16 protein-coding genes are annotated in these 25,439 nt (G+C 52.3%); 11 read left to right on the top strand and 5 right to left on the bottom strand.

Annotated features, from left to right (window positions below; all coding sequences use genetic code 11):
* Positions 1-52: 52 nt before the first annotated feature.
* Entirely contained in the window at positions 53-604 is a 552-nt protein-coding gene (locus K7P01_RS08480) for an RNA polymerase sigma factor (RefSeq protein WP_267291821.1), read from the top strand.
* 1 nt (position 605) lies between these two features.
* Positions 606-2,180 (top strand): hypothetical protein, encoded by a 1,575-nt coding sequence (locus tag K7P01_RS08475; protein ID WP_267291819.1) that lies wholly within the window; start codon positions 606-608, stop codon positions 2,178-2,180.
* A gap of 61 nt (positions 2,181-2,241) precedes the next feature.
* Here the strand turns inward: K7P01_RS08475 and K7P01_RS08470 are convergent, their stop codons facing one another.
* Together K7P01_RS08470 and K7P01_RS08465 are read right to left on the bottom strand one after the other, a co-directional pair.
* The gene (locus tag K7P01_RS08470) at positions 2,242-3,339 is read right to left on the bottom strand and encodes a zinc finger domain-containing protein (RefSeq protein ID WP_267291817.1); all 1,098 of its coding nucleotides are present in this window, start codon (positions 3,337-3,339) and stop codon (positions 2,242-2,244) included.
* 47 nt (positions 3,340-3,386) lie between these two features.
* Complete coding sequence (locus K7P01_RS08465; protein WP_267291815.1) at positions 3,387-4,508, bottom strand: SPFH domain-containing protein; 1,122 nt, start codon at positions 4,506-4,508, stop codon at positions 3,387-3,389.
* A 158-nt stretch (positions 4,509-4,666) separates the two neighbouring features.
* Here K7P01_RS08465 and K7P01_RS08460 point away from each other — a divergent pair, with 158 nt between their 5' ends.
* Positions 4,667-5,275 (top strand): hypothetical protein, encoded by a 609-nt coding sequence (locus K7P01_RS08460; protein WP_267291813.1) that lies wholly within the window; start codon positions 4,667-4,669, stop codon positions 5,273-5,275.
* A gap of 4 nt (positions 5,276-5,279) precedes the next feature.
* Here the strand turns inward: K7P01_RS08460 and K7P01_RS08455 are convergent, their stop codons facing one another.
* On the bottom strand, positions 5,280-5,558 hold the full coding sequence (locus K7P01_RS08455) for a hypothetical protein (protein ID WP_267291811.1): 279 nt from the start codon (positions 5,556-5,558) through the stop codon (positions 5,280-5,282).
* Positions 5,559-5,668: 110 nt separating this feature from the next.
* On the opposite strand from K7P01_RS08455, the gene K7P01_RS08450 reads away from it, so the two are divergent.
* Entirely contained in the window at positions 5,669-6,019 is a 351-nt protein-coding gene (locus tag K7P01_RS08450; protein WP_267291809.1) for a hypothetical protein, read from the top strand.
* A 208-nt stretch (positions 6,020-6,227) separates the two neighbouring features.
* On the opposite strand, the gene K7P01_RS08445 is transcribed toward K7P01_RS08450, so the two are convergent.
* Positions 6,228-10,214: a two-component regulator propeller domain-containing protein gene (locus K7P01_RS08445; RefSeq protein ID WP_267291807.1), complete on the bottom strand. Its 3,987-nt coding sequence runs from the start codon at positions 10,212-10,214 to the stop codon at positions 6,228-6,230.
* A 213-nt stretch (positions 10,215-10,427) separates the two neighbouring features.
* Here K7P01_RS08445 and K7P01_RS08440 point away from each other — a divergent pair, with 213 nt between their 5' ends.
* The 4 genes from K7P01_RS08440 to K7P01_RS08425 all read left to right on the top strand — a co-directional run bounded on the left by K7P01_RS08440 (position 10,428) and on the right by K7P01_RS08425 (position 18,017).
* A complete protein-coding gene (locus K7P01_RS08440; RefSeq protein ID WP_267291805.1) occupies positions 10,428-13,562 on the top strand; it encodes a SusC/RagA family TonB-linked outer membrane protein in 3,135 nt (1,044 codons plus the stop codon).
* Positions 13,563-13,574: 12 nt separating this feature from the next.
* A complete protein-coding gene (locus tag K7P01_RS08435; protein ID WP_267291803.1) occupies positions 13,575-15,059 on the top strand; it encodes a RagB/SusD family nutrient uptake outer membrane protein in 1,485 nt (494 codons plus the stop codon).
* 79 nt (positions 15,060-15,138) lie between these two features.
* The gene (locus K7P01_RS08430; protein WP_267291801.1) at positions 15,139-16,209 is read left to right on the top strand and encodes a glycoside hydrolase family 5 protein; all 1,071 of its coding nucleotides are present in this window, start codon (positions 15,139-15,141) and stop codon (positions 16,207-16,209) included.
* Between the two features lie 107 nt (positions 16,210-16,316).
* Positions 16,317-18,017, top strand: coding sequence for an arylsulfatase (locus tag K7P01_RS08425; protein WP_267291799.1), 1,701 nt, complete (start codon positions 16,317-16,319; stop codon positions 18,015-18,017).
* A gap of 58 nt (positions 18,018-18,075) precedes the next feature.
* Here K7P01_RS08425 and K7P01_RS08420 read toward each other — a convergent pair whose 3' ends face one another.
* On the bottom strand, positions 18,076-19,302 hold the full coding sequence (locus tag K7P01_RS08420) for a site-2 protease family protein (RefSeq protein WP_267291797.1): 1,227 nt from the start codon (positions 19,300-19,302) through the stop codon (positions 18,076-18,078).
* A gap of 158 nt (positions 19,303-19,460) precedes the next feature.
* On the opposite strand from K7P01_RS08420, the gene K7P01_RS08415 reads away from it, so the two are divergent.
* From K7P01_RS08415 to K7P01_RS08405, 3 genes are all read left to right on the top strand, one after another.
* Positions 19,461-20,471, top strand: coding sequence for a bestrophin family protein (locus tag K7P01_RS08415; RefSeq protein WP_267291795.1), 1,011 nt, complete (start codon positions 19,461-19,463; stop codon positions 20,469-20,471).
* A gap of 164 nt (positions 20,472-20,635) precedes the next feature.
* Complete coding sequence (locus tag K7P01_RS08410) at positions 20,636-21,691, top strand: FecR family protein (protein WP_267291793.1); 1,056 nt, start codon at positions 20,636-20,638, stop codon at positions 21,689-21,691.
* A gap of 165 nt (positions 21,692-21,856) precedes the next feature.
* On the top strand, positions 21,857-25,438 hold the full coding sequence (locus K7P01_RS08405) for a TonB-dependent receptor (protein WP_267291791.1): 3,582 nt from the start codon (positions 21,857-21,859) through the stop codon (positions 25,436-25,438).
* The last annotated feature ends 1 nt before the right edge of the window (position 25,439 follow it).

The raw sequence follows: 25,439 nt of genomic DNA, 5'->3' as shown, positions 1-25,439 counted from the left end.
AGTATTTATACAACGTCCACACGGTGCGAGCCGTGTGGACTTCCTGGTAGCTATGGAAGAACATTGGATCGCCGGTTGTAGACAAGGTCATCGCGGAGCACAGGAGCAGCTGTACCAACATTACGCCCCCAAGGTAATGGGTGTATGCCGGCGCTATGCTGCGACGCCCGAGGACGCGAAGGATATATTCCAGGAGGCCTTTATCAATATTTACAAATCGTTGCAACAGTCGCAAGCGATCGATTCGCTCGGAGCCTGGGTTCGCAAGGTGACGGCCAATACGGCCATTACCTACTATTACCGTCACAAAAAGCACCAAAAACAAATTTCGACCGATACCATTGTGCACTACGACGATAACAACTACGATCACATCTTAAGCGAGCTGCGCAAGGAGGATTTGCTGCAGCTCATCGATGCGTTGCCCGTGGGCTGTAAGCACATCTTCAACCTGTATGTGATAGAAGGGTACACCCATAAGGAGATTGCGGGGCTCATGAATATATCGGAAGGTACTTCCAAGTCGCAGCTTTCGCGTGCCAAGGATTTAATGAAGTCTAAACTTAACGGATCGGATCATGTCGCATACAAACGGGTTATCTGATATGAATGACTTTGAAAAACCATTCCGGGATGCGCTCACAGACCTGGAAGTTACGCCACCCGAGGGTGGGTGGCCCCCTATTGAAGCGGCGCTCGACCGTAGAGGATTTGACTACCGCATGTATGGTTTGCTGCTGTTACTGCTGCTATTGATCGGTCTCGGCTCGTTGGTATCCTACCATGTGGCGACGCATGCTGTCGGGCAGCAGCGTGCTGCTACGGTGGTGCAACACGCCGCGTCTTCAAAGGGGACCTTGCCGGCGCCGTCGGCTGTGGTTCATAATACGGTTGAAGTGCCTTGTGACAGTACCACGTCGGCGACTGGCGCGTCGGCGGATACTGACGATCATCGTGTACTCGCGGGGGATAACACGGGGTCTATACCGGGTTCTAACGTGGAGGTAGCCTGTACGCCTCGCGTTGATGCCGGCGAGGTATATGAGTACACCGTGAGGAGCAATGATCTTGCCCGGCAACGCCCTGTTGCTATTGGCGCCACACGCGACCACGCGCGACGCCGTAATCAAGATGATGAGCCGCTGCGTCACCGAGGGGGTACAGCGCGTGCCGCGCGTGAACAGAAAAATGACGATGGACAAGGGAACGATGAAGGCAGAGAGCTTCTTGCACGTCACACCAATCGCCCGGGCACAGCTATACACGTTGCGCGCGAAGAAACCGTTGGACGCGGTAAAGATGCTGGGCGTGGTAACGATACCGAAGGCGACAGTGTTACCCGTGCGCTCAATGGTCCGCCGATGCCATTCCGCAAACGCAATATACCCCAGGCCGAGCTGCTGGCCCTGACGCCGCTTGACGGGCTGGACCGCCTTCGTGCGGAAGAGACGAAGACAAAAGTTTTAAAAAGCGATTCTGTTGAGGAAAAGAAACGCGCGGAACGTGCACGGAGCAAATGGTCGATTCAATTTCAAGCGGGTGCGAACTATACCTTTAAGAAGATGGATCCCGCAAAGGATCTTTACTACGTTACGGGTCTCAATAATAAAAATCAGGCGTCGTGGCGTAATACAGGTTATCAGCTCAGCGTTACTGTGCGTTACCCCCTGGCGCGGCGTACGATGCTGACGACGGGCATTTCGTGGAACATGCTGCAAGAGCATACCGATTATAACTATTATAATATTATTGCCGATAGTGTGGAGGTGCAACATATTGCCGATAAATCGATTGAAGTCAATGCTTATTCCAGCGTTCGTCGCAATGATGTGACCAATACACTGCATTATCTTGGCGTGCAGGTGGGGGTGATTCAGCAGGTGATGTTTCTGCGGCATGAACGGAATATACTACTCGCACTTCATGTCAACCGGCAGGTGGCGGTGACGAATCGGACGCTCCATGCGGGGCATCGTTTTACGGTGAATGATATGCGGATCGCGTTGCGGGCCGGGCTCGAGAATCGGGTGATGTTATCGCAGCATCATGTGCTTACGTTGACGCCGTTCCTGGAGCAGTCGTTTGGGTCGGTGTATTCCGAAGAGAGCGTTTATACGCTGCGGCCTATTCAGGTGGGGCTGGATGTGGGGTTGGTGTTACCGTTTTATAGGCGCCGTTAGCTCTAAGCCTGGGCACAGGTCTCGCCCGAGACGGGCTAAGATCTGCGCCAGGCGCATTGCGTTATAGTGTGGTCAGGAATAAGATGAAGAGTATAATGGCTACGATGAATAGTGTAATCTTTATTGCACTGTAGGGGCGTTCGCCCTGCACTTCGCCGGTGCGGGCGTTGATGATGAATTGATATACTTTGTTGTTGTAGCGGTAGGCGCTGATCCATACCGGGAGGAGTACGTGTTTGAAGCTTGGGTCCAGGTAGCGTGTGTCGAGGGAGTGAAGTTGTTGCTCGTCGCCGCCGATATCCTGTTTGGCCGATGCCTGGATCTGGGGCTGCATGCGACCCTGGGCTTCAGTGTAGGCGTTCTTGATGTTTACGACGTTCACTTCTGTGCGGAAGCCTGCCAGGTATTGATCGTCGTACGGTAGGAGTTTTTGGGTGTCCCACGGCTCGAGGGCGCGTAATTTGTTCTTGGGCAACGAGCGGCTTCCTTCGATCAGCAGGTCGTCAAATGTATTGTTTACCTGGCCGTGTGCGGACGACCACCGTGTATGCCGTACCTGCCGGGTGCGGGTTTCCGATCTTCCGTTTTCGTGGTGCGTGTAGGATTCTGTGGTGTAGTAATAATCACCGCGTTCGCCCGAATAGATCGAGTCTGTCGTACAGTCGAAGGTCCAATAGGGCAGGTACATGCCGTTGAGCTTACCGTCGATGTCGGCATACTTTTTCAGGTCGCTGGGGGCAAACCACAGTTTCTTGAGCCAGCCGCGGAAGCGCTCCTGGGCTAACGGGGGTCCAAACGAGAATGGCAGTATATACTGCGGCTTATGGATGGCGGAGGTGGTGCCGTTCTTCACCACCAGGTTGGAGGCGCAGAACGGACAGGTGTCGGATACCACGTTGGGGGCAAGCGTCGAGGTGCCGCCGCAGCTGTTGCAACTCACGACGGTCACGGATACCGTTTCATCGTCTTCCCAGACTTTGGCCAGGTATTCTTCCAGGTCTGTTTCTACAATGCCTGTGGCTGCGTTGATCTCTGCTTTTGTGCCGCAGTAGGCACACTCTACGTGTGTCGTACCGGGTTGATAGGTCAGCGTGGCGCCGCAGTTCGAACATGCGAGGTCTTTGCTGACCTGGTCGGTAGGTTCATGAAAGTCACTCATGAAGTAGGTATAACTTCGTTAAAGAATGGTTCGATATATTGCTAATACTACTGTGGCGGCAGCGGTGGGGGCATAGCGCCAAGGATGTTTGTCAGGTCGCCTACTTCACCGGCTTTTATCCAGTTGGGCATGCCCTGCTTCCACACGAGCATGTCGCGTGTTAGCTGACCTTGCTTTACCATCTGGTCGATGGCTTGCAGGTTGAATGGACCTTGCTGCTGGCCGTTGACGGCGACAAAGTATTGTATGTTGGCATTCGGGATGGGCGGCGGTCCCTGGTTGAGGTTGGGCGCTTGTGCCTGGTGGGAGTTAGCGTTGTTAAGCGCCTGCGTCATTTGCTGGGCCATGGAAAGTCCTACACCGAGTCCCATCATGTCGCTGCCCACGCCACCGGGATTATTGGCGGCGGACTCCAACGCGTTGGCGGCCTGGAATTGCGTATACGCATTGAGGTTACCGAGTATACCCATGCTGCTGCGTTTGTCGAGCGCTTGCTCCACTTCTGGCGGCAGCGAGATATTTTCTATCAGGAATTTGGTTAGCTCCAGGCCATAGTCTGAAAACTCGGTGCCGATCTTGTCGGTCACGATCCTGGAGAGCTCGTCGTAGTTTGCGGCCAGGTCCAGGGCGGGAATTTTACTTTCGCCGACGGCGTCGGTAAAGCGTGTGAGGATGAGGTTGCGGAGCTGTTCGGCTACCTCTTCCGTTGTAAAGTGGCCCTGGGTGCCGGTGATCTCTTTAATAAATTTGCCGGCGTCTTTTACTTTTAGTGCGAACGAGCCGAAGGCGCGCAGGCGAATGGGGCCAAACTCCTGGTCGCGCATCATAATGGGATTTTTGGTGCCCCACTTCTGATCGGTAAAGTTTTTGGTGTTGACAAAGTATACTTCGGCCTTGAACGGGCTGTCGAATCCATATTTCCATCCCTTCAGTGTTGTCAGGATGGGCATGTTTTGTGTTTGCAGCGTATATCTTCCCGGCTGGAAAACATCGGCGATCTGTCCTTCGTTTACAAAGACTGCTACCTGGCTTTCCCGTACAGTGAGCTGCGCGCCATACTTGATCTCATTCTGGTAGCGCGGAAAACGCCACACCATGGTGTTCCGGCTCTCATCGGTCCATTCGATGATGTCAATGAGCTCTGCCTTAAGTTTGTCCCAGATAGACATAGTTCGTGGTTAGAAGGTGAAAGATCTAAAATTAGCAAAAACTTTATCGACTTTGCCGCACGCGGTGGAACACTGGTGGTTAATTTTGTGTTCTCCAACACCGCGCGGCACCGATTTACAACCGGGCGCGCTGTACGCGGGAAGCCCTATATTTTTACATGATTGCACTGATTGCCGGAAGCCTAGTCTTAAGCGTATTACACGCGCTCATTCCCAACCATTGGCTTCCCGTTCTGGCTATTAGCCGTCGCGAACAATGGTCGCTGAGTCAAACGACGTCGGTTACGCTGGCGGCGGGACTCGCCCATGCCTTGAGCACGGTGTTGCTGGGCGGCCTCATTGCCCTTGCCGGGCGCGCGCTGAGCGACAGCATCGAACCATTCACCCACTTCTTTGCGCCGGGCGTGCTGATCGCGCTGGGCCTCTTTTACATGTATCAGCACCACCGTCATAAACATTTTCACTTGCACAGCAAGCCGGTCATTTCACCACGGCAGGTGGTGATCAGCCTTGTCATTGCGATGTTCTTTTCGCCGTGCCTGGAAATAGAAGCCTATTTTCTCATGGCGGGCGCCACGGGCTGGTGGCTGGTGGCTGTGCTGGCGGTGTTATATACTATTGTGACGGTGAGCGGCATGGTGTTGTGGGTGCGGCTTACATATCGCGGGCTGGTAAAAATGAACTGGCATACGCTGGAGCACAATGCCGGCATCATTACGGGAGTCACCCTGGTGCTCACGGGCATAGCCTCTTTCTTTCTGCACTAATCGTTTATAACACAATCCGGTCCTTCTCGACGTAGAAGGCCATTTCCTCGCTGGCGGCGGTAAGTTTCAGAACGTCATCGGGGTTGATGGAGATGATCCAGGCGTCGGCGGCTTCTGCCGTAGGCACGGCGTCGTCCACGTCTTCCTCTTGCGGCAGCATGGGGCGGATGATCATGATACCGTTGCAGTTCAGGTATTGGATTCCCATGGCACCCGATAGCCGCCAGTTCGCGTACACTTCGCCATTAAATTCCAGCAAATCGTCAACATGCAAAACCCTCATTTTTGAACTGTTTAAGTGTTGCTACAACTTTCTAAAGAAGGAATAGCTAATAATGTTAGTTTATTAAAACTAATTTTATTAGTATTGAGGCGTCTTTACACTAGTAATGTATGAAAAGATTCATAACAAACCAGGGATTGCGGAGCATTCCTTCGCATGTAGGCGCAGGAATGCCGGCCATCGCAGAAGCCATTTTGACCGAGCACCGCAACAAGCTCGTGCTACAGGTGTATGCGGCATTGGAGAATTATGTCGAATGGACCTTTCACCGCATCCCAACCACCAACCAGGTGTTTTGGATTCGCGAGACGTTGGAGGGAATAAAGGATAAGAAGGTGAATCTGGAAGATTTGCCGGCGATATATGAGGAGGTGCAGCGGAGTGATTATGTTGTTGTCAGAGATGAGCCGTTTTTGAGTGAGATTAATGAGAAGATTGCAAAGGTTTTAGTGCAGAATTAACGAATGGCGCTCCAATGTAGTGGTTGTCGCGCGGATTCATTAAGACTGTAGTGGTTGTGTGCTATTGTTATCGTTGTTTGCAATTGCCGTTTCTGTTGTGAGTTACTGCCTTGTCTATTGTTTGGTGGCGGGGGACTAACGCAGGTGACGCACCTACGCCGACGCTTGGTGCTCACACCCGCTCCAGCAATTCATTCTTTTACTATTACTATATGCCCTTCGGTGCTCCTTGTCTTGAGCTCATGTATTCGGAGGGGCTGATGCCGAACTGTTTGGTGAAGTCGCGGCTGAAGTTGGCGGCGACGCTGTAGCCTACTTTTTCGGCTACTTCGTAGATCTTGTAGTCGCCTGTTACCAGGAGCTCGGCGGCTTTCTTCAGTTTTGTTACCATGATGAGCTCGTGGGGAGTGAGATTGGTCAGGCCGCGGACTTTGCGGTATAGTGTCTGGCGACTCATGTTTACTTCGGCGGCGATCATTTCTACGTTGATCTCCGCTTCGCCCATGTTGCGGGTGATGATGTCGGTTAGGCGTAACAGGAAGTTTTCGTCGGTCCGTGAATAGGCTACCGTTTTGATATTTACCAACGGAGATGCCGAGAAGTAGGATTTGACGTGATCGCGGTTTTTGAGCAGGCTGACAATCTGGGCGTTCAGGTGTTGTTGGGAGAATGGTTTTTCGATATAGGCATCGGCACCCATTTCCAGGCCTTCGATCTTTGATTGCAGCGTGTTTTTGGCGGTGAGCAAAATGATGGGAATGTGGCAGTGGTCCAGCCTGGATTTGATCTGCCGGCATAATTCAAAGCCGTCCATGACGGGCATCATCACATCGCTGATGATTAGCTGTACCGTTGTGTCGTTGAGCCTGGCCAGCGCTTCCACGCCGTTGCCGGCGGTGGCAATGTTGTATTCGGGGCTCAGCTCTTTTACCAGGAAGTCGCGTATTTCCTGGTTGTCTTCTACCAGCATGATGGTGCTCAGGCCACTCTTTTCTGCCGCGGCCGGTTTTTCAAGGGCAGCGGTGGCGCTGAGTTCTTCAAACGACTCGTCGAACAACTGGAATTCTTTTTCCTGGCGGATGGGCAACCTGAGCATGAAGGCGTTTACGCCGCTGTCCAGGCTTACCTCCAGGTGGCCCTTGTGCAGGCGGGTGAGCGACTGTGCCAACGCGAGGCCTATGCCTGTGCCTTCGGCTTGTGTGCCGGGCAGGCGGAAGAAGGGCTCAAAGATCTTTTCTTTTTGCGACTCGGGTATGAGCGGGCCGTCGTTGGTGACTTGTATGGTAAAGTGTTCATCGTAGCTGCTGAAAGGCAGGATGCTTACGCTGATCTGCTCGCGGCCGTATTTGATGGCGTTGCTGAATAAGTTGCTGAGGATCTTTTTGAGTGCCTCTGGGTCTACGTAGGCCTGGAAGTAGATGTTTGGCAGCCGGGTGTCCAGGATCATCTTGCGTTCTTCGGCGGCGGGGCGGAACTGCTGCAGCAGGTCGGAGAGAAGGCTGCAGATGTCGGTCTTGACAAAGGAAAGGCTAAAGACGTTCCCTTCGGTTTTCCTGAAGTCGAACAGCTGGTTCGAGAGGCTGATCAAACGGTTGGTATTTTTCTCCATAATTTTCAGGTTGGCTTTTGTCTCGTGATCGAGGCCGGGCTGTTGTAGGATCTTCTCCAGCGGCAGGCTGATCAGTGTTAACGGTGTTTTGATCTCGTGGGCAATGTTGGTAAAGAATTCAATCTTGGCATTGTACAGCTCTTTGTCTTTTTCATTCTGGAAAAAGCTCAGGCGGGCTTTGTTCTTTTCTTCGGTTCGTTTCTGATAGCGGATGATGAGGAAGACCAACGCGGAGGCTCCGAGTAGTACATAAACAATATACGCGCTCTGCGACGCCCACACGGGTGGCTTGATGACGATGTGCAGGGCAGTGCCGGCAGCGTTGTCGGGCGGAATGCCGTCGGCGATGGCCCGTACGCGGAAGGTATACTCGCCGGGCGAGAGGTCGGTGAAGTATACTTTTCGGTTATTAGTCAGGTGTATCCACTCTTTGTCGAGGCCTTCCATTTTATAGGCGTAGCGTGTCATCTGCGGTGCCTCGTATGACAAGGCCGAGAAGTCCACGCTAAAGGTCGACTGCGTGTGGTTCAGAATGATCTCGTCAGTGTAGGTGATGGATTTCTTGAGCGGCGACCGCGCTTTCCAGATCGGGAGCTCGGTGTTGTTTACTTGTATGCCGGTGATGTATACCGGTGGTCTGTAGGTGTTTTGTACAAAATCTTCCGGCCGGAAGGAGATGAGTCCGTGTACAGAACCAAAGTATAGCACTCCCTGATCGTCGCGGTATGCTGAGTTGTGGTTGAACTGGTTGCTGAGGAGGCCGTCGGCCTGCGTATAGACCTGGATCTTGCGGGTCACCGGGTCGATGCACGCCAGGCCTTTGGAGGTGCTGGCCCACAGGCGGCCGTTGTTGTCTTCCAGCACGCGAAAGACCATGTTGCCGGGCATGCCGTCGTGTTCGTTGTAGAGGGTCACGACGCGGTCTTCGGTGAGGTCGTAGTGCGCCAGGCCGGCGTCGGTGGCAACCCAGAACCGGCCGTGGCTATCTTCGAAGACACAGTTAATATGGCTGGTCGGGAGTGATGTCGCGGCACTGGTATGCCGAAGGACACGCATGTCGCCTGTGCGGCCGTAACCGGTTACACCGCGGTGAAAGGTGCTGATCCACACGGTGCCGCGGCTGTCTTCATAGAGGTTGCTGATGAGCGTGCCATAGGGGAACCACTCGGTAGCAACAAAGTCGCCTTTGTACGGTGGTTGTAATGCAAAAAGTCCGGAGCCGGTACCGGCGTATATAGTTCCGTTGCGTGTGCGCAGCAGGGAGTATATAAAGTCGCTGTTTGCTTTGCCCGGCCTGGCAGTACGGAAATAGCGTTTGACGACTTTGCGTGTGGTGAGGTCGAAGACGTCAAGGCCGTGTTTGAAGGTACCGATCCAGAGGTGGTTGCCTTCCAGGGCCAGGCCGTGGATGTTGTGATAGCCGATGCTGGCGGTGTCGCCGGGGGTGGGGGCGTAGTGTGTGAATTTGCCGGTAGCGGTGTCGAGCACGTTGAGGCCGGCGTCTTCGGTGCCGATCCACAGGTGGCCTTGTCCGTCGGGGCACAACTCGCGAATGGCGTCGCCCTGGATGGAGTTGGCGCCGGGGCGGGTATAATATTTCCGGAAGCGCGCGCTGGTCGCGGGTACGTAGCTGACGCCGCCAAAGAAGGTGCCCGCCCAGATGCCGTTCTCGCGATCTTTAAACAGCGAGTATACGGCGTTGTCGGAAAGCGAATAGGGGTCATTGTATTCTTTCTGCAGGTGGGTGACCCGCTGCAACGCATGGTCATAGATATAAATGCCGTTTTCGGTCGCTATCCAATACTCGCGTTCGGTTACGCGCAGGATGTCGCGTACAAATACCACTTTGCCCAGCAGAGACTGTAACGACGTGGTTTGGCCTGTGCGTGTATTAAACAGTAAAAGACCCTGGTTGGCGCTGCCCACGATAAAATCGTCGTCGTTGAGGGGCATGATCTTTTCGATCACGACGTCTTGTTTTGCGCGGCCGGGGTACGCACCGAGCGGGTGTACTTCGAAGCTGTTGGTGGCCGGTATATATTTCAGCAGGCCGTTGGTGGCTTCGGATACCCATAGGTCGCCGGTGGCGGTCACGACAATAGACGTGGCGCGAAACTGTTCGAAGCATGTAACGGACCCGTCGTGGCGCGACACCCGGTAGAGGTTTTGCGTGCAGATATACCATAGGTTGCCGTCGGCGTCGCTATTGATGCTCAAGACATCGCCGCCCAGGCATGTATGAAAGGGATAGAAGCGTTCGAGCATGGCGTCATAGCGGTACAGGCCTTTGCCGGTGCCTGCCCACAGGTTGCCCTGGTTGTCTTCGTGCAAGCACCGCACGGCATTGCTGCCGATGCTGTAGGGATCGCGGTCGTCGTAGTGGAAGGTCTTGAAGGTGTAACCGTCGAAACGGTTCAAGCCGTCGACGGTGCCAAACCACATAAAGCCCTTGCTATCCTGCAGGCAGGCGTAAACCGTATTGTTGGACAGTCCCTGTTCCACCTGGTAGCGGCGGAAATAGTAGAACTGCGCGTTCGTTTGCGTAAACGCGGCCAGGAAAATGACAAATGTGAAGAGTTTCTTCATGTGCGGCAGGTCAAAAATACAGGTAGAAAATTCTCCTGCAACGGGCTTGTTAACGATTGCAATCACGGAACCGCCAAATCAGATCAATTCGGGGGATGTGTTACAAATTGATACTTTATTGGCCTTGTGCGATACGAACGCAAACGATGACGCCTCCTAGCTTTGATACGTCGGCGAATCAGGCCTGAAGAATGTTGAATTAAACGTAAAGCTATGGAGAAAACACTACCTGTCTATTCTACTAAAATTTGCAGGAATCTGCTGTTGGGGCGCTTCGCGCTGCCGGGCAGTTTTTTATTATTGATCCTTCTTGCCGTCCTGGTCATGCCAGTGGCCGCACAGCAAGAAGTTATTATTAAAGGGAAAGTGACCGAACTGGTAGACGGCACGGCCCTGCCCGGCGTAAACGTCCTGATCAAAGGAACCGCCGCCGGTACGACCACCGACGTGAGTGGTGAATATACCTTGTCGGTGCCAACGGGCGCTACGCTCATTTTTTCGTTTGTCGGATATTTCCCCGAGGAGATTGTGGTATCCAATCAGACGCGGATAGATGTGCCGATGAGTCCTGATATCACAACGCTGCAAGAAATGGTTGTGGTGGGCTACGGTACGGTAAAACGTGAGGATCTTACGGGCTCTGTGGTTTCGATCAAAAACGATCAACTTAATCCCGGCGCCAATATGTCTGTGGCGCAGGCACTGCAAGGCCGGGCGCCGGGCGTACAGGTATACCAGAAGAGTGGTGAGCCGGGTAGTGCGATGAGCGTGAAGATCCGTGGGATCAGCTCCATTACGGCGGGTAACGATCCGCTCTATGTTATTGATGGTATGCCGGTGAACAACATATCGCCGGTGGGATCGCCTTCGGCTGCGGGTATTTCGAATAACCCCAACCCTCGGAATCCGCTGAACAGCTTGAATCCGGCGGATATCGAATCGATCGAGATCCTGAAGGACGCGTCGGCTACTGCCATCTATGGATCGCGTGGCACCAACGGTGTTGTGCTGATCACGACCAAGAAAGGTGCTGCCGGTGCATTAAAGATCAACTATAATGTGCAAGTGGGTACACAGCGCGTTTCCAACAGATTGGACCTGCTGAGTGGCACGGAGTATCGCGACGCGTTGAATGGCATTATCGATGCCGGTGGTGGCGCGGGTGCCGCGCGTGTAGACGACAACGTACTGAATACCGATTGGCAAAAGGAAGTATCCCGTTCGGCGCCTATTCAGAGTCACGATCTGAGTTTTTCGGGTGGCAAAGACAACACGAAGTTTTATGCGTCGCTCGGATATTTTGATCAGCAAGGTGTTCTCCTCAACTCGGGTACCAAGCGGTATAATGCGCGTCTGAACATTGAAAACGCAGTCGATAAGAAATATGCGTTTGGCATGGCGATGAATGCATCGTATCTGAAAGATGACTACAACTCCGTCGGATTGGGAATCAACGAGAACGGCAGCGGTATGTATTCGGCTGTATACTACGATCCTACGGTGCCGGTATACGACGGAAACGGCGACTACTTCCGCGCTCCTTCCATCGGCACGAACATGGATAACCCGGTGGCGTTGATGAGAGGTCAGTATGCTAAAAGCAATACGTACCGTGTATTCGGCTCGGTCTTCGGCGAATACTTTGTTCTTCCCGAATTGTCTGCCAAGGTTAAGGTGGCGGGTGATCTCAATACCAGCCGTCGCAACGGTTGGATCGATCCCAGCACCTTGATTGGCTTGCAGTCGAATGGTATTGCGTCCGTATGGACGGGTGAATCTAATTATTACCTGCTGGAGGGTACCTTGAATTACAATAAGAAATTCGGCGACGATCACTCCGTCAACGCGGTGGCGGGTGCTACATACGAGCATTTTGGTACAAACACGTTCAACGGTACGGGCCGTGGATACCTGACACCCGACCTGAGCTACAACGCTATCGGCACCGGCGCGAGCGATTTGAACCTGCTCGGCAGCGGCCGTCAAAGCGCTGTATTGGCTTCTTACCTGGGCCGGGTGAACTATTCGTTTAAGAATCGCTATCTGTTTACGGCATCGTTCCGTGCAGACGGCTCTTCGCGGTTCGGCAATAACAACCGCTTCGGTTATTACCCGTCGGCGGCTGTTGCCTGGAAAATCCAGGAGGAGCCGTTCCTGGCCAGTGTCGGCTTTATCGATGAGCTGAAGCTACGCGGCAGCTATGGTACTGTCGGTAACCAGGCTATCGGGAACTACCAGTTTATGCGGACCTATGGTGCCAGCAGCGGGGGCCCCGTGTTTGATAATACGCGCAATACTATATTTTTCCCGACCCGTCTGGCAAATCCGGACCTGCAGTGGGAATCTTCCCAGCAAGCCGATATCGGCGTGGACTTCCAGTTCTTCGATCATCGCATCACGGGTTCCATTGAATACTATAACCGCAAGACAACAAAGCTGCTCCTTCCGGTGCCGCAACCTTTGAGCACCGGGTACGGCGATCGTCTCGAGAACGTGGGCAGCATCCGGAACTCGGGTATTGAGCTTGCGCTGGCGGGCGACATCTTCCGCCGTGACGATTTCACCTGGAACCTGGGTGGAAACATCGCGACGGTGAAAAACGAAGTGTTAAACCTCGGACCGAACAAACAAATCCTGAACGGAGCGATCGGCTCGATTCCTGCGGGTTCTGTTATTACGAAGCCGGGCGAATCGCTTGGTTCATACTATGGTTATCGCGTAGTCGGCGTGTGGCAGACCAACGACGATTATACCGGATGGCCGGCTGCTGTAAAGCCCGGTGACCTGAAGTTTTACGACAAAGATGGCAGCAAGAGCATTACCGCAGATGATCGCGTGGTGTTGGGTTCGTCGATTCCCGACTACACCTATGGCATCACCAGTACCTGGACGTACAAAGCCATTTCATTGCAGGCATACTTCGAAGGTTCTCAGGGCGGTTACCTGTTGAACTCGACCGCCGCAGATACCTATTTCCCGACGGCCTTCCGCCGCAACAAACTCGCTGATCCCTATCTGAACCGTTGGACGCCGGAGAACCCGAGCAACGAATACCCGTCTTTCGTGAACCCGACATCGCAAGGCCAGCAGGTTGTTAACTCGCTGACGGTAGAAGATGCTTCGTACTTCCGCCTGCAGTCGGTGCGGTTGTCGTATAACCTATCGATCAAGACAGGTCCTATTAAGAACGTGCAGTTCTATGCCGTGGGGCAAAACCTGTTCGTGATCACAGACTACAACGGCATTGACCCGACATCGAACTCGTTGGGTGATGATGTTGCGAAAGTAGATTACAACTCGTACCCGATGGTACGCACATTCCTGCTGGGGGCAAACATTCAATTCTAACCGAGAACATTCATGAAAAAACATACTATACTTTTTGCCGTTGCGCTTTCTTCGATGCTCCAGTGGGGTTGTGAAGATATGCTGGAGGTAGAACCTTTCAGTGAGTTGACGCCGGCCGTTATTCAAACCGACAACGGTATGAAGTCGCTGTTGTTCGATGCCTACAAAAACGTGCAGCTTTCAACGCCGTCACGCTGGATCATCAATGCCGCAGAGGTGACCACGGACGTCGGGTTCAATACCGGGGGTGCCGAAAACCTCATGGCTACCCAACTTATCAATTTTACCTGGGATCCTTCCCTGGCTACGTTCCAGGATGACAACTGGGCTCCTTACTATCGCACTGTCCGCGACGTGAACCTGATGCTGGAGCAGATGGAAACGGCGGATATTACGGATGCCAATAAGACGTTGTATACGGCTGAAGCCCGTTTACTGCGTGCCCATGCGTATGCCCAATTGTATTACCTGTTTGGCAGCACACCGCTGCGTACCACGAGTACTTCTCCCGCGCAGTTGGCGCGCGCCTCAGACGAGGAAATGAGGACCTTCATTGAAGAGGAGCTACGTGCAGCCATTCCTGGCTTGCCTGATCCGGGTGCAGAGGCGGCTTATGGCCGTGCCAATAAAGGTCAGGCATGGGCGATCCTGGCGAAATTCTTTTTGAACACGAAGCAGTGGCAAAAGGCGGCAGATGCCAGTCAGGAAGTGATCGGCTTCCATTATTATGCGCTCTTCCCCGAGTTTGAGAATATGTTCCGGGTAGAGAATGAAGGGGACAAAAATTCCGACAACAAGGAAATGATCCTGGTGATTCCCTGCCTGAACATCGACGGATATGGTAACTGGTATACTGCCGGTGCCCTGCCGCAGAACTTTAAGACGACGCCGCAGATTCCCGACTATACGTGGACAAACAGCATGGCTAACTTTGCCACCCAGTATCGCCTGCGTTCCGGCTTTGTCAATACCTATGACTTTGACAATGATCGCCGTGCCATCCTCATTCTGCGCACGTATGTCAACACGTCTGGTGCCACCGTGGATTTGATGACGACACCGGACAACGCTCGTTGCATGAAGTATTGGGATAACGCTACCGTGGGCAATCATAGCGGTAACGATGTGCCGGTGATTCGCTACGCCGATATTTTGCTGACGCGCGCAGAAGCGCTGAACGAGCTGAATGGTCCCACGCAGGAAGCGCTGAATCTTATCAATGAGGTGCGTGGCCGTGCCGGGTTGGACGACCTCACGTTTGCCGAAGCTACCAGCAAGGCCGTGCTGAGCGACCTGATCCTGCGCGAGCGCGGTTGGGAGTTTGTCGGTGAAGGCAAGCGGCGTGAAGACCTGCTGCGTCACGACAAGTTTATATCGCTGGCACAAGCGCGCGGCGCGGCAGCGACAGACAAACACAAACTGTTCCCGTTCCCCCAGAGCGAGCGTGACACTAACCCGATCAGCGGTCAGAATCCTGATTATGAAGTAACGCAATAACTATACTCCGGTACTACCGATATATCGGGGCTCATCATTATATTGGTAGTACCAATTTTTCTAAACAACCATTAGCATCATGAAAACTCAAACAATCCTCGCTCTCGCCTTTGTATTTGCCGTGGTGGCTGCCACAGCCCAGGACAAAAAATGGCCTGCGCAAAAAGCCAATGACTGGTACGCCAAACAAGGCTGGATCAGTGGCTGTAATTATCAGCCGAACTCGGCCATTAACCAGCTCGAGATGTTTCAAAAAGAAACATTCGACAAAGTTGCCATCGACCGCGAGCTGAAGTGGGCCTCCGACCTGGGCTTCACGACCATGCGCGTGTTTCTGCACCACATTCTGTGGACAACTGATAAAGAAGGTTTTAAAAAACGCCTGAATGAATACCTGGCGATCTCGTCCCGGCATGGTATCAAGACTATGTTTGTGTTCTTTGACGATTGCTGGAACGATACGTACGCACCGGGTAAGCAACCCGACCCGAAGCCGGGTGTGCACAACTCCGGCTGGGTGCGCGACCCGGGTACGATGATCTATACGCACCCGGATACGCTCGTGGTGCTGGAGAAGTACGTAAAAGACATACTGACGACGTTCGCCAAAGACGACCGTATTTTGCTGTGGGACCTTTATAACGAGCCTGGCAACAATCAGCAGCATGAAAAGAGCCTTCCGCTATTGAAAAGCGTATTTGCATGGGCACGTGAGGTGAATCCGTCACAGCCGTTGTCAGTGGGTCTTTGGAACTGGGGCCCGAAGTTTGCAGCGCTGAATGAGTTTCAACTTCAGAACTCGGATGTGATTACGTATCACCAGTATGGTTATATCGAAAAACATGCTGCCCTGATTGACGACCTGAAGAAAAACGGCCGCCCGTTGATTTGCACCGAGTATATGGCGCGCCGCAATGGCAGCCTCTTTCAGGTGATCATGCCGATGTTGAAAGAGAAGAATGTCGGTGCTATTAACTGGGGGTTCATCATGGGTAAGACGAATACGATTTTTGCGTGGGATACGCCGATTCCTTCGGGCAATGAGCCGGAGCTGTGGTTCCATGATATTCTGCGGAAGGATGGTACACCGTTTAGCTCTTCGGAGATACAAGTGATTAAAGCGGTTAACGCTAAGAGCAAAAAGAAATAAGGTTTGGTTAAGATGCCCGGAGGCTAAGACAGAGTGAGTGTGAGAGCGAACACGAGTGCGCTGTTTTTCCTTCGGTCGGAAGGCTCGAACCAGAATTTAAATGACGAATGAAGTATAAAAAAATCACCTTTCTGACGTTGTCAGTGGCCCTTCTCAGTGGCTGCTCCAACGTACAGACTACTAACACCGCGGCCAATGAAACCGACGACCGGCCTAATATCATTCTTATTCTGGCTGATGATTTGGGGTACTCTGATCTCGGTTGTTATGGTGGTGAGATTCAAACCCCTAATCTTGACTATCTCGCGCAGCAGGGCGTGCGCTTTACTTCGTTTTATAATGCTTCGCGTTGTTGCCCCTCGCGGGCGGCGTTGCTTACCGGCATTTCTAATCACCAGGCTGGTATTGGTGAAATGACGACCGATCGTCATGAGCCGGGCTACCGTGGGTATATTACGGAGAATACGATTACGCTGGCGGAGGCACTCAAACGTGGAGGCTACCGTACGGCCATGTCGGGTAAGTGGCATGTGTCAAATACCATTGAGCAGCCTACGAAAGAAGCGCAGAACCGGTGGTTGAACCACCAGGAGAATCATCCGCTGTTTTCGCCGATCGAACAATATCCTACGAACCGGGGCTTTGAGAAATATTATGGCAACATCTTCGGTGTTGTGAATTTCTTCGATCCTTTTAGTTTGGTGCACGGCACGACACCCGTCGAGTCGGTGCCGAAGAATTATTATCATACCGACGCGCTCAACGATACAGTTGCGGGTTACATCCGCTCCTACGGAAAAGGAAAAGATCCTTTCTTTATATACCTGGCGCATACGGCTCCGCATTGGCCTTTGCACGCGCTGCCGGAGGATATTCGCAAGTATGAAAATACGTATACTGTCGGATGGGATGCGATTCGGGAAGCGCGGTATAAGCGCATGGTAGACCTCGGTTTGATCGATCCCAGGACGGCACCGTTGTCGCCGCGTATGACAAAGGACAAACAGCGGTGGGAAGATAATCCCAGTCAGCCGTGGGATGCGCACGCCATGGCGGTGCATGCTGCGATGGTGGATCGTATGGACCAGGGCATCGGGCGCATTTTGCAAGCGTTGCGTGAAACCAATCAACTGGATAATACTATCATTTTGTTCCTGAGCGATAATGGCGCCAGTCCCGAGATCTGCGAGCGTTATGGTCCGGGCTTTGACCGGCCTGGGCAGACACGTACGGGGGAGACCATTGTGTACCCGTTGAAGAAGGAAGTGTTGCCGGGGCCGGAGACGACCTTTGCATCGATAGGTCCCGTGTGGGCGAATGTGGCGAATACGCCGTACCAGTATGCGAAGGCTGAATCGTATGAAGGAGGTGTGCGCACGCCGATGATCGCTTTCTGGCCGAAGGGGATCGCCGCTGCGCAAAAAGGTAAGTTCAATAAAACGGTGGCTCACCTGACGGACTTTATGCCGACGTTTCTACAGTTGGCAAAAACAGACTATCCGGCGCAGTACGACAACCGTACGATCACACCGATGCAAGGCACCAGCTTGCTTGCGGCGCTGACACAGGGTACGGAGAAGACTGACCGCACGCTGTATAACGAGCACTTCCATGCGCGCTACGTGCGGAACGGTGATTGGAAACTGGTCTCGACTGCGCGGGACACCACGTGGCACTTGTATAAGATTAAAGAGGATCAAACGGAATTGAATGACCTGGCGGCACAACAGCCGGCGAAGGTACAAGAGCTTGCAGCCCAATGGCAACAATGGGCGCGAACACATCAGGTATATCCGAAACCGAAGTAGGAAGTAGAACCCTGGTAGGGTAAGGGGAGATGGATGTGCCAACGTCCGTCTCCTTTTTTTATAGAGCGGGTGTGGCTTGCAGCGTCAGCCCCGTGCGCGTCAGCATGCGGTCGAACAGGTGTTTTTCATCCAGGTCGAGGTTGGTATAATTGGCTTCGAGGAATGCGCGGTATTTGTCGCGTGTAATCAGGTCGCCTTTGCGGTGGCACGCCAGTAACATATAAATCGCAGCGGAAAGCGTGGCGCTGTTGACGAATTCAAAGTCCATCGATTGGAGGAGGTTGGGCACACCTTCGCCGATCTTACCTTTTTCTACCAGCACGGCGCCGCGCGTGCCGCGAAAGTTTACGTCGCCGGGAATGGCCTGTACCGCCAGGGCCGAGTGGATGTCCGCTTGTTCGATGTCATCCACGACGAGGTAGGTCCAGGCCAGGAGATTGTAGAGCAGGCCGGTATAGGGCTTGAAAGCTTTCTCGTGCAGGTGGTCGCGTAAGGTGAGTGATCGCTTCAGGCTTGCGTCGAACTGTCCTGTCTTCAGGAGCAAGTGCGCGTGCGTGAGTTGTTGCGTGTGTTCTGTAGGGTGTAGTTCCAGGTAGGTCTGGAGTAATGTAAGCGCCTGTGTATATTCTTTGGCTTCAGTAAGACGGTGGATATCGTAGAGTGCGTCGGCATCTGCATTGAATTTTACATCCTTTTGGGGAATGAATGGTAGCTTTAATAAATACAGACCATCGGTGGGGACGCGCCGTCCCTGTACGCTGGTCATAAACGGTACCAGGCTCCAGACGGCCAGGAATACGTTACTGATGATAATGATGGAAGAGAGGTCGACGTAAAAGTATGTTTCGTGTGGCCAAAGGGGTGGGCCGGATAGCATGCGGAATATTGCTGCTATGATCAGGTTGCCGAGTGCGCCACCGGCGATGTAGAGCGCATAGCGTAGTTTCAGGTGGTGGCCAGTGGTGAACGATGCGTGCGCATAACCACCGCGAAAATTCTTGTGTACGATGAACGCCACCCCGAAGAACTGACGGCGGTATACTTCGTGAATGCCCATACCCAGTACCAGCCGCATCGGCTTGCCACCCGCGATGCGGGCAAACACCAGGTGACCGGCTTCGTGTATGATCAGGGAGAGTCTGAGTGCCAGCACATAGATGCCAAAGTATACCAAAGCATTGGGTACCAGCGGGCTCTCGGTAACGAGAGGACCGGCGGCCAATCCCAGGGCCACACACGCCAGGGCGTAGGGGGGAAGGAGCGTAAAGAAAAGTCGCGCGCTCATGGCAGGTAGGGTTCCAACAAAGGTACGCCAATTCATCCGCCGACGGGCCCGGAGGTAAGCTTTCCCCTTTTTTTGCATGGTTTACACGTGGGGCAGGGAACGGGCTGTTGTGTGGTTGGTGGGATTATCGCTATTTTAAAACCTCAATCCCCGAACACATGCATATTGGCAAACGCTATAGTTTAAAAGAATTTGTGATGTGGAGTCGTCGCGACATCTACAAATGTCTTTTCATCGCCATCGTCCCCACGCTTTTTTATTGTTACGCGGGGTGGACATTCATTGGTATTTCGTGGATGCCGGTGGCGATGCTCGGTACTGCGGTAGCCTTCATCGTCGGTTTTAAGAACAACGCCAGCTACAATCGTCTCTGGGAGGGCCGGCAGATCTACGGCGCGATCATTAACGACAGCCGTGCCTTTGCTGTGAAGGCGCGCGACTTCGCGGGGGGTAAAACAAATCCGTCCGTCCGCCTGCTGTTCAACCGGCACTTTGCGTGGCTGACGTTCCTGCGCTACCAGCTGCGCGACCCGCGGCCGTGGGAGATCATGGACGAGGTGCGCTATAAAGAGTATATGAAAGGCGCCTATTCCATTCCTGAACGGAACGAGCCGCTGGAAGCTGCCGTGCAAGAGTTTTTAAGCCCGGAAGAGCTACAGTATTTGCTCGGTAAAAAGAATCGCGCCTCGCAGACGCTTGCCCTGCAGTCGGAGACAATTGCTGCCCTGCACCAGCAAGGTGTACTCAATGACTTTCAACAGCTGCAGTTGCAAACCAGCATTACAGCCTTGTACGAACAGCAGGGCAAGGCCGAGCGGATCAAGAATTTTCCTTATCCGCGCAACTTCTCGTCTATTACCACCTATCTGCTGCACTTGTTTGTGATCCTGCTGCCTTTCGGTTTGCTGAAAGAATTCGCGCACCTGGGCGACGGCACGTTACTGGAGGGCTATACCATTCATTTTATCATTCCTTTTACCACCATCGTGGGGTGGGCGTTTGTAACACTGGATGCCGTCGGCGATAGCTCCATCAATCCGTTTGAGGGCAGTCCCAATGATGTGCCGATCACCCAGATCAGCCGGATGATTGAGACGGATCTGAAAGAGATGCTCGATGACGTGGAGCTTCCCGCGCCGGTGGCGCCCGTCCATAATATTGTGTTGTAGCAGTGTTGGAGGAATTGTCTGAAAACGAAAAAAGCACGGATAGTCGGTGCTTTTTTCGTTTTAGACCCTGCCGGATGCCTTAAAAAGAAATTTCAGCAACGGAAGGGGTAAAATACGGAAACAGCGCTTTTACTGGTAGTTACAACGATTGAACGCTAGCTAAAATGAACTATTCCGCATTTTCTTCTGACGACTTTATTAAGTATGATTATTTCCAGCAATGGGTATTGTCGCCAGATGAGTCCAATAGTAGATTTTGGGAGGATTTCATCCGGCAGCATCCCTATAAGCAAGTCGAGGTGCAGGAAGCACGGCAGTTTTTGTTGCTATTTCATTTTCGTGAAAGCGACGTTTTTCAATCACGTATCTCCAGCCTGAAGAAAAGGATCGATGCTGAAATCGACCAAACGGAGCGCCATGCTATACAGGAAACACCCCTTGCCGGGGCGTTAAATCTTCCACGAAAGGGTGGCGTCGGGGTAAGCGCATTCCGCCGGTATTGGTATGCGGCGGCAGCGGTTGCGCTTGTGCTGCTTACGGCAGCGCTCTATTTTTTAAATCCTACCGTCAATGAGGTCACGGCCAGGGGCCACCGCACGTTCGTCACCCTGGAAGACGGAACAAAAATATGGTTGAATGCAGAGAGCAGGTTAACGTATCCTAAAAGTTTCCGCGGGAAAGAGACACGCGAAATTCACCTGGAAGGCGAAGCGTATTTCGACGTGGCTGAGAATAAACAAAAGCCCTTCATCGTTCACACCTCCGACATCCGCATCAAGGTGTTGGGTACATCGTTCAACGTAAAATCGTATGGAAAAGACAGGACGATTGAGACCACCCTCATCCAGGGAAAGGTCACGATAGAATCTTCCATCGATTCGACAAAACTTACCCTGATGCCGAATCAGCAAGCGGTTTTTGAGAAAGAATCTAAAACACTTTTCCTGGAACATAAAGACGAAGCCGCCGACTATACCTCCTGGCGGGATGGCCAGTTATTATTTGATGATCGACCGTTGTCCGATATCGTGAATGAGCTGGAGCGTTGGTTTAATGTTACCATCGAAGTGGAAGATCGCGCCTCGTTGAACTGCCACTTTTCTGCCAAAGTCGATAACAAAACGTTAGAACAAGTCCTCGAACTGTTTAAGGATGCTGAAGGCATTGACTATAGAATCGACGGCGCGAAAGTTTTTATACTCGGAAAGCTGTGTAACTGATACAAACCCTTTAAACCCGACCGGATGCTATAACGGAAGAAAGAAACATACCTAAAAAAAGAATCGGAAGGTGTTCGAGCACCCTCCGACCTTACGTGAGGTGCTACCAGGTGGCACCTCGCCAGATTAATAAAAATGGAATCTTACTAATCAACTTTCGAAGTTATGAAAAAAACTTTACGGAATGAAAGTCCCGAGCCCTATTGGCAATACACAGGCATTCAAGTAATTACACGTATGGTGGCCTTTTTAATTGCTTCTCTCAGTCTTTTCCAGCTACAGGCAGCCGACACTGTACATAAAAGCGAACGTATTACGGTATCCTTTGAGCAGACCACTTTAAAAGAGGCTATAGCCTTGTTGGAGAATAAAACACCCTATCGATTTTTCTATAACCATCGCCTGATTGATGATTCTAAAAAGATTACAGCAAAGCTTGTGAATGTGCCCATACGGGCCGCTGTATCCGCGTTACTGAAGGGCATCGAAGTCGATTTTAAAATTAAGGGTGATCAAATCATTCTGAAGAAAAAGCGAGCAGAGCTCGCGCTGCATACATCGACGGGTAGCCTGACGCTCGTGGCGGGCGGAGAGGCAGACAACATTGCTGAGACTACCCTGGAAGATTTCGTTCGATATGAATTGACCGTGTCGGGCAAAGTGTTCGCCGAGAATAATGACCCTCTTCCCGGTGTCAGTGTGATCATAAAAGGTACTACAGTGGGTACAGTCACCGACCAGGATGGTAACTATACCTTGCGTATTCCGGATGAATTTGCCGCAACGGGGATTTTGGTCTTTTCGTTTATCGGTTATACACGCCAGGAAGTAACGGTCAATAATAAAACGGTTATCGATATTATCATGGCTCCGGATGTAGCGTCCCTACAGGAAATTTTAGTGATTGGCTACGGCACGCAGAAGCGTGAAACTGTCACAGGGTCCGTATCCGCGGTGACGAGCAAAGATCTGGAAAGTGTACACGCCGTCACGACGAGCTCGATGCTGGCCGGTAAACTTCCCGGGTTGTCCTTCCGACAGGTGGATGGACGTCCCGGATCGAGTGCGTCGATTCAGATTCGTAACATGGGCAGTCCGTTGTTTGTCATCGATGGCATTCAGAAAGACGAGGGACAATTCAATAATATTTCCCCCAACGACATCGAGAGCCTGACGATCTTAAAAGACGCTTCGGCTTCGGTTTATGGATCGCGTGCCGCCAATGGCGTTGTTATTGTTACGACCAAGAAAGGAAAAACAGGCAGTGGAAATACCTTTAGTGTGGATGCCTATACCGGGTGGCAGAACTGGACGCGCTTTCCGGAGACGGTTAACGCGGGGGATTGGTACACGGCCAAAGTGGAAGCCGATGTGAATGATGGAAAGCCTGCTGCTGATATTATGTCCCGCGAGGAGCTAAGCAAATGGCAGGCTGGCACGGAAAAGGGATACCGGAGTTTTGATTGGTATAAGTATATTATTAAAGGCAACGCCCCCCAGTCTTCTGTTACCATGAGCGCCACGGGTGGCTCGGATAAAATCAACTATTACTTTTCACTCGGGCGGGTAAAACAATCTTCTGTATTAGGCAGACAATATACCTTTGAGCGCACGAATATTCAGACCAATATCGGTGCTCAAATTACGGACCGGTTCAAGGTCAGTACACAGATCAACGGACGTATTGAAACCCGCGACCAGCCGGGCATTCCCGGCACTGATGATTATTGGTTGCCGCGTTTTGCCTTGTTTCGCAATCGTCCGTTCGAACGCCCTTTTGCCAATGATAATCCCGACTATCCCAATCACATTCAGAATGACGAGACCAATTTTGCCTGGTTAAATAAGAAAGACGCCGGGTACTGGGCAGAAGATTGGCGTGTATTACAGCTCAACTTCACCGGCGAGTATGAAACACCGATCAAGGGGTTAAAAGCGAAGGGCGTTTACTCTTATTACTATGCCGATCGCCTGATGAATGGGCATGAATATACGTATGACACCTATACGTATGAGGAGGCAACGGATACATATACCCGCACCGGCGGGAGTACCAACCCCTGGCGGGAGCGGGGCACCCGCAAGGTACTGGAGACTGTTGTACAGGGCCAGCTGGATTATACGCACACCTTCAACGGTCGCCATACGCTTTCGGCAACTTTTGTAGCCGAGCGCATTAACCGACGCAATTTAGAAACATGGGTACATTCAGTACCCAAGACAAATGAATTGCCGATTCTGTTGTTTAACGATATGGATTCGTATAATGATATCGATTATGAAGAGGCCCGCATCGGTTACGTCGGACGCCTGTCGTATGATTATCAGGGTAAGTATCTTCTGGAGGTAGCCGGTCGGCGTGATGCGTCGTGGAAGTTTGCGCCAGGCAAACGCTGGGGTCTCTTTCCTTCTGTTTCTGCCGGATGGCGCATCAGCGAGGAACCCTTCTACCGGAACTTTACAGCGCTGTCTAATACACTGAGTGATGTGAAACTCCGCGCTTCGTTTGGACTATTGGGAGATGACAATATTGCCATCGGTCCGTTCGATTATCTTACGGGCTATCGTTACCCCGCGTCCACCGCTATTCTGGACATGATCAGAACCGGTGGTCAGGTTATCAACTCCACGACTGTTAAAACGGCTTACGATGTTCAAGGCGATGGGCGACCGATCACCAATATCTCCTGGCTGGAGAGTCGCATGACGGATGTCGGTATCGACTATGGACTTTTAAATGGAAAAATAACGGGTGCATTGGATTACTTCTATCGTAAACGGACGGGGCTGTTTCAACGGAAGGAAGATGTGTTGATGCCGCGTGAGCTGGGGTATGACCTGGCGCCCGAGAATTTACGAAGCGATGCGTATGTCGGCGGTGAGGCATCGTTGGCGTATTCGGGTATTGTTCGCGGTATTAACTTCTCCGTTGGAGCAAATGTTTCGTACTCGCGCTTAAAACAACTAACCGGGTATAAACCTGAATTAAACTGGGGTAATTCCTGGGATCAATATAGAAATACCGGCGCCGCAACCAATCGATGGGCTGACGCGCTCTGGGGCCTTGATGCTATCGGTCAGTTTACTTCACAAGAGCAGATCGCGAGTTATCCCGTCGATATTGACGGACAGGGTAATAAAACCTTGTTGCCGGGTGACCTGATCTACCAGGATATCAATGCCGACGGTGTGATCAATGGTTATGACGAGCGGCCAATCGGCTACTCCCGTACGAATAACCCCACGGTCAATTACGGTCTGTTTATCACACTCAACTGGAAGAGCTTTGATTTTCGTGCTGACTTCTCCGGTGGTTCGATGTTCTCGAACATCCGGCGTTGGGAAATGGCGGTGCCCTTTCAGAATGGCGGCAATTTGCTACAGGAACTGTATGAAGACCACTGGCGGCGTGAAGACCCCTATGATCCGAACAGCCGCTGGATTCCCGGTAAATATCCTACGATGCGGTATGCGAATGGAGACCACAGCAACTATCGGGTTTCCGATTTTTGGGTAACCAATGTCCGGTACCTACGTCTGCGCACCATGGAGGTGGGTTATTCCCTGCCCGTGACTTTGTTGGAGAAAGTAAAATTGAAAAGAGCCAGAGTATACGTCAATACATTCAATTTGTTCTCCATCGACAATGTGGGAAAATACGGCATGGAGCCTGAGGTGGCCGATGAAAACGGGCTTCAGTACCCACAACACAAACTGGTTAATATTGGTGTTAACGTATCATTCTAAC

Source organism: Parachryseolinea silvisoli (genome assembly GCF_021190955.1).
Taxonomy (GTDB): Bacteria; Bacteroidota; Bacteroidia; order Cytophagales; family Cyclobacteriaceae; genus Ohtaekwangia; species Ohtaekwangia silvisoli.
The sequence above is the reverse complement of the archived record's forward strand: the minus strand, read 5'-3'. Positions and strand labels throughout refer to the sequence as shown.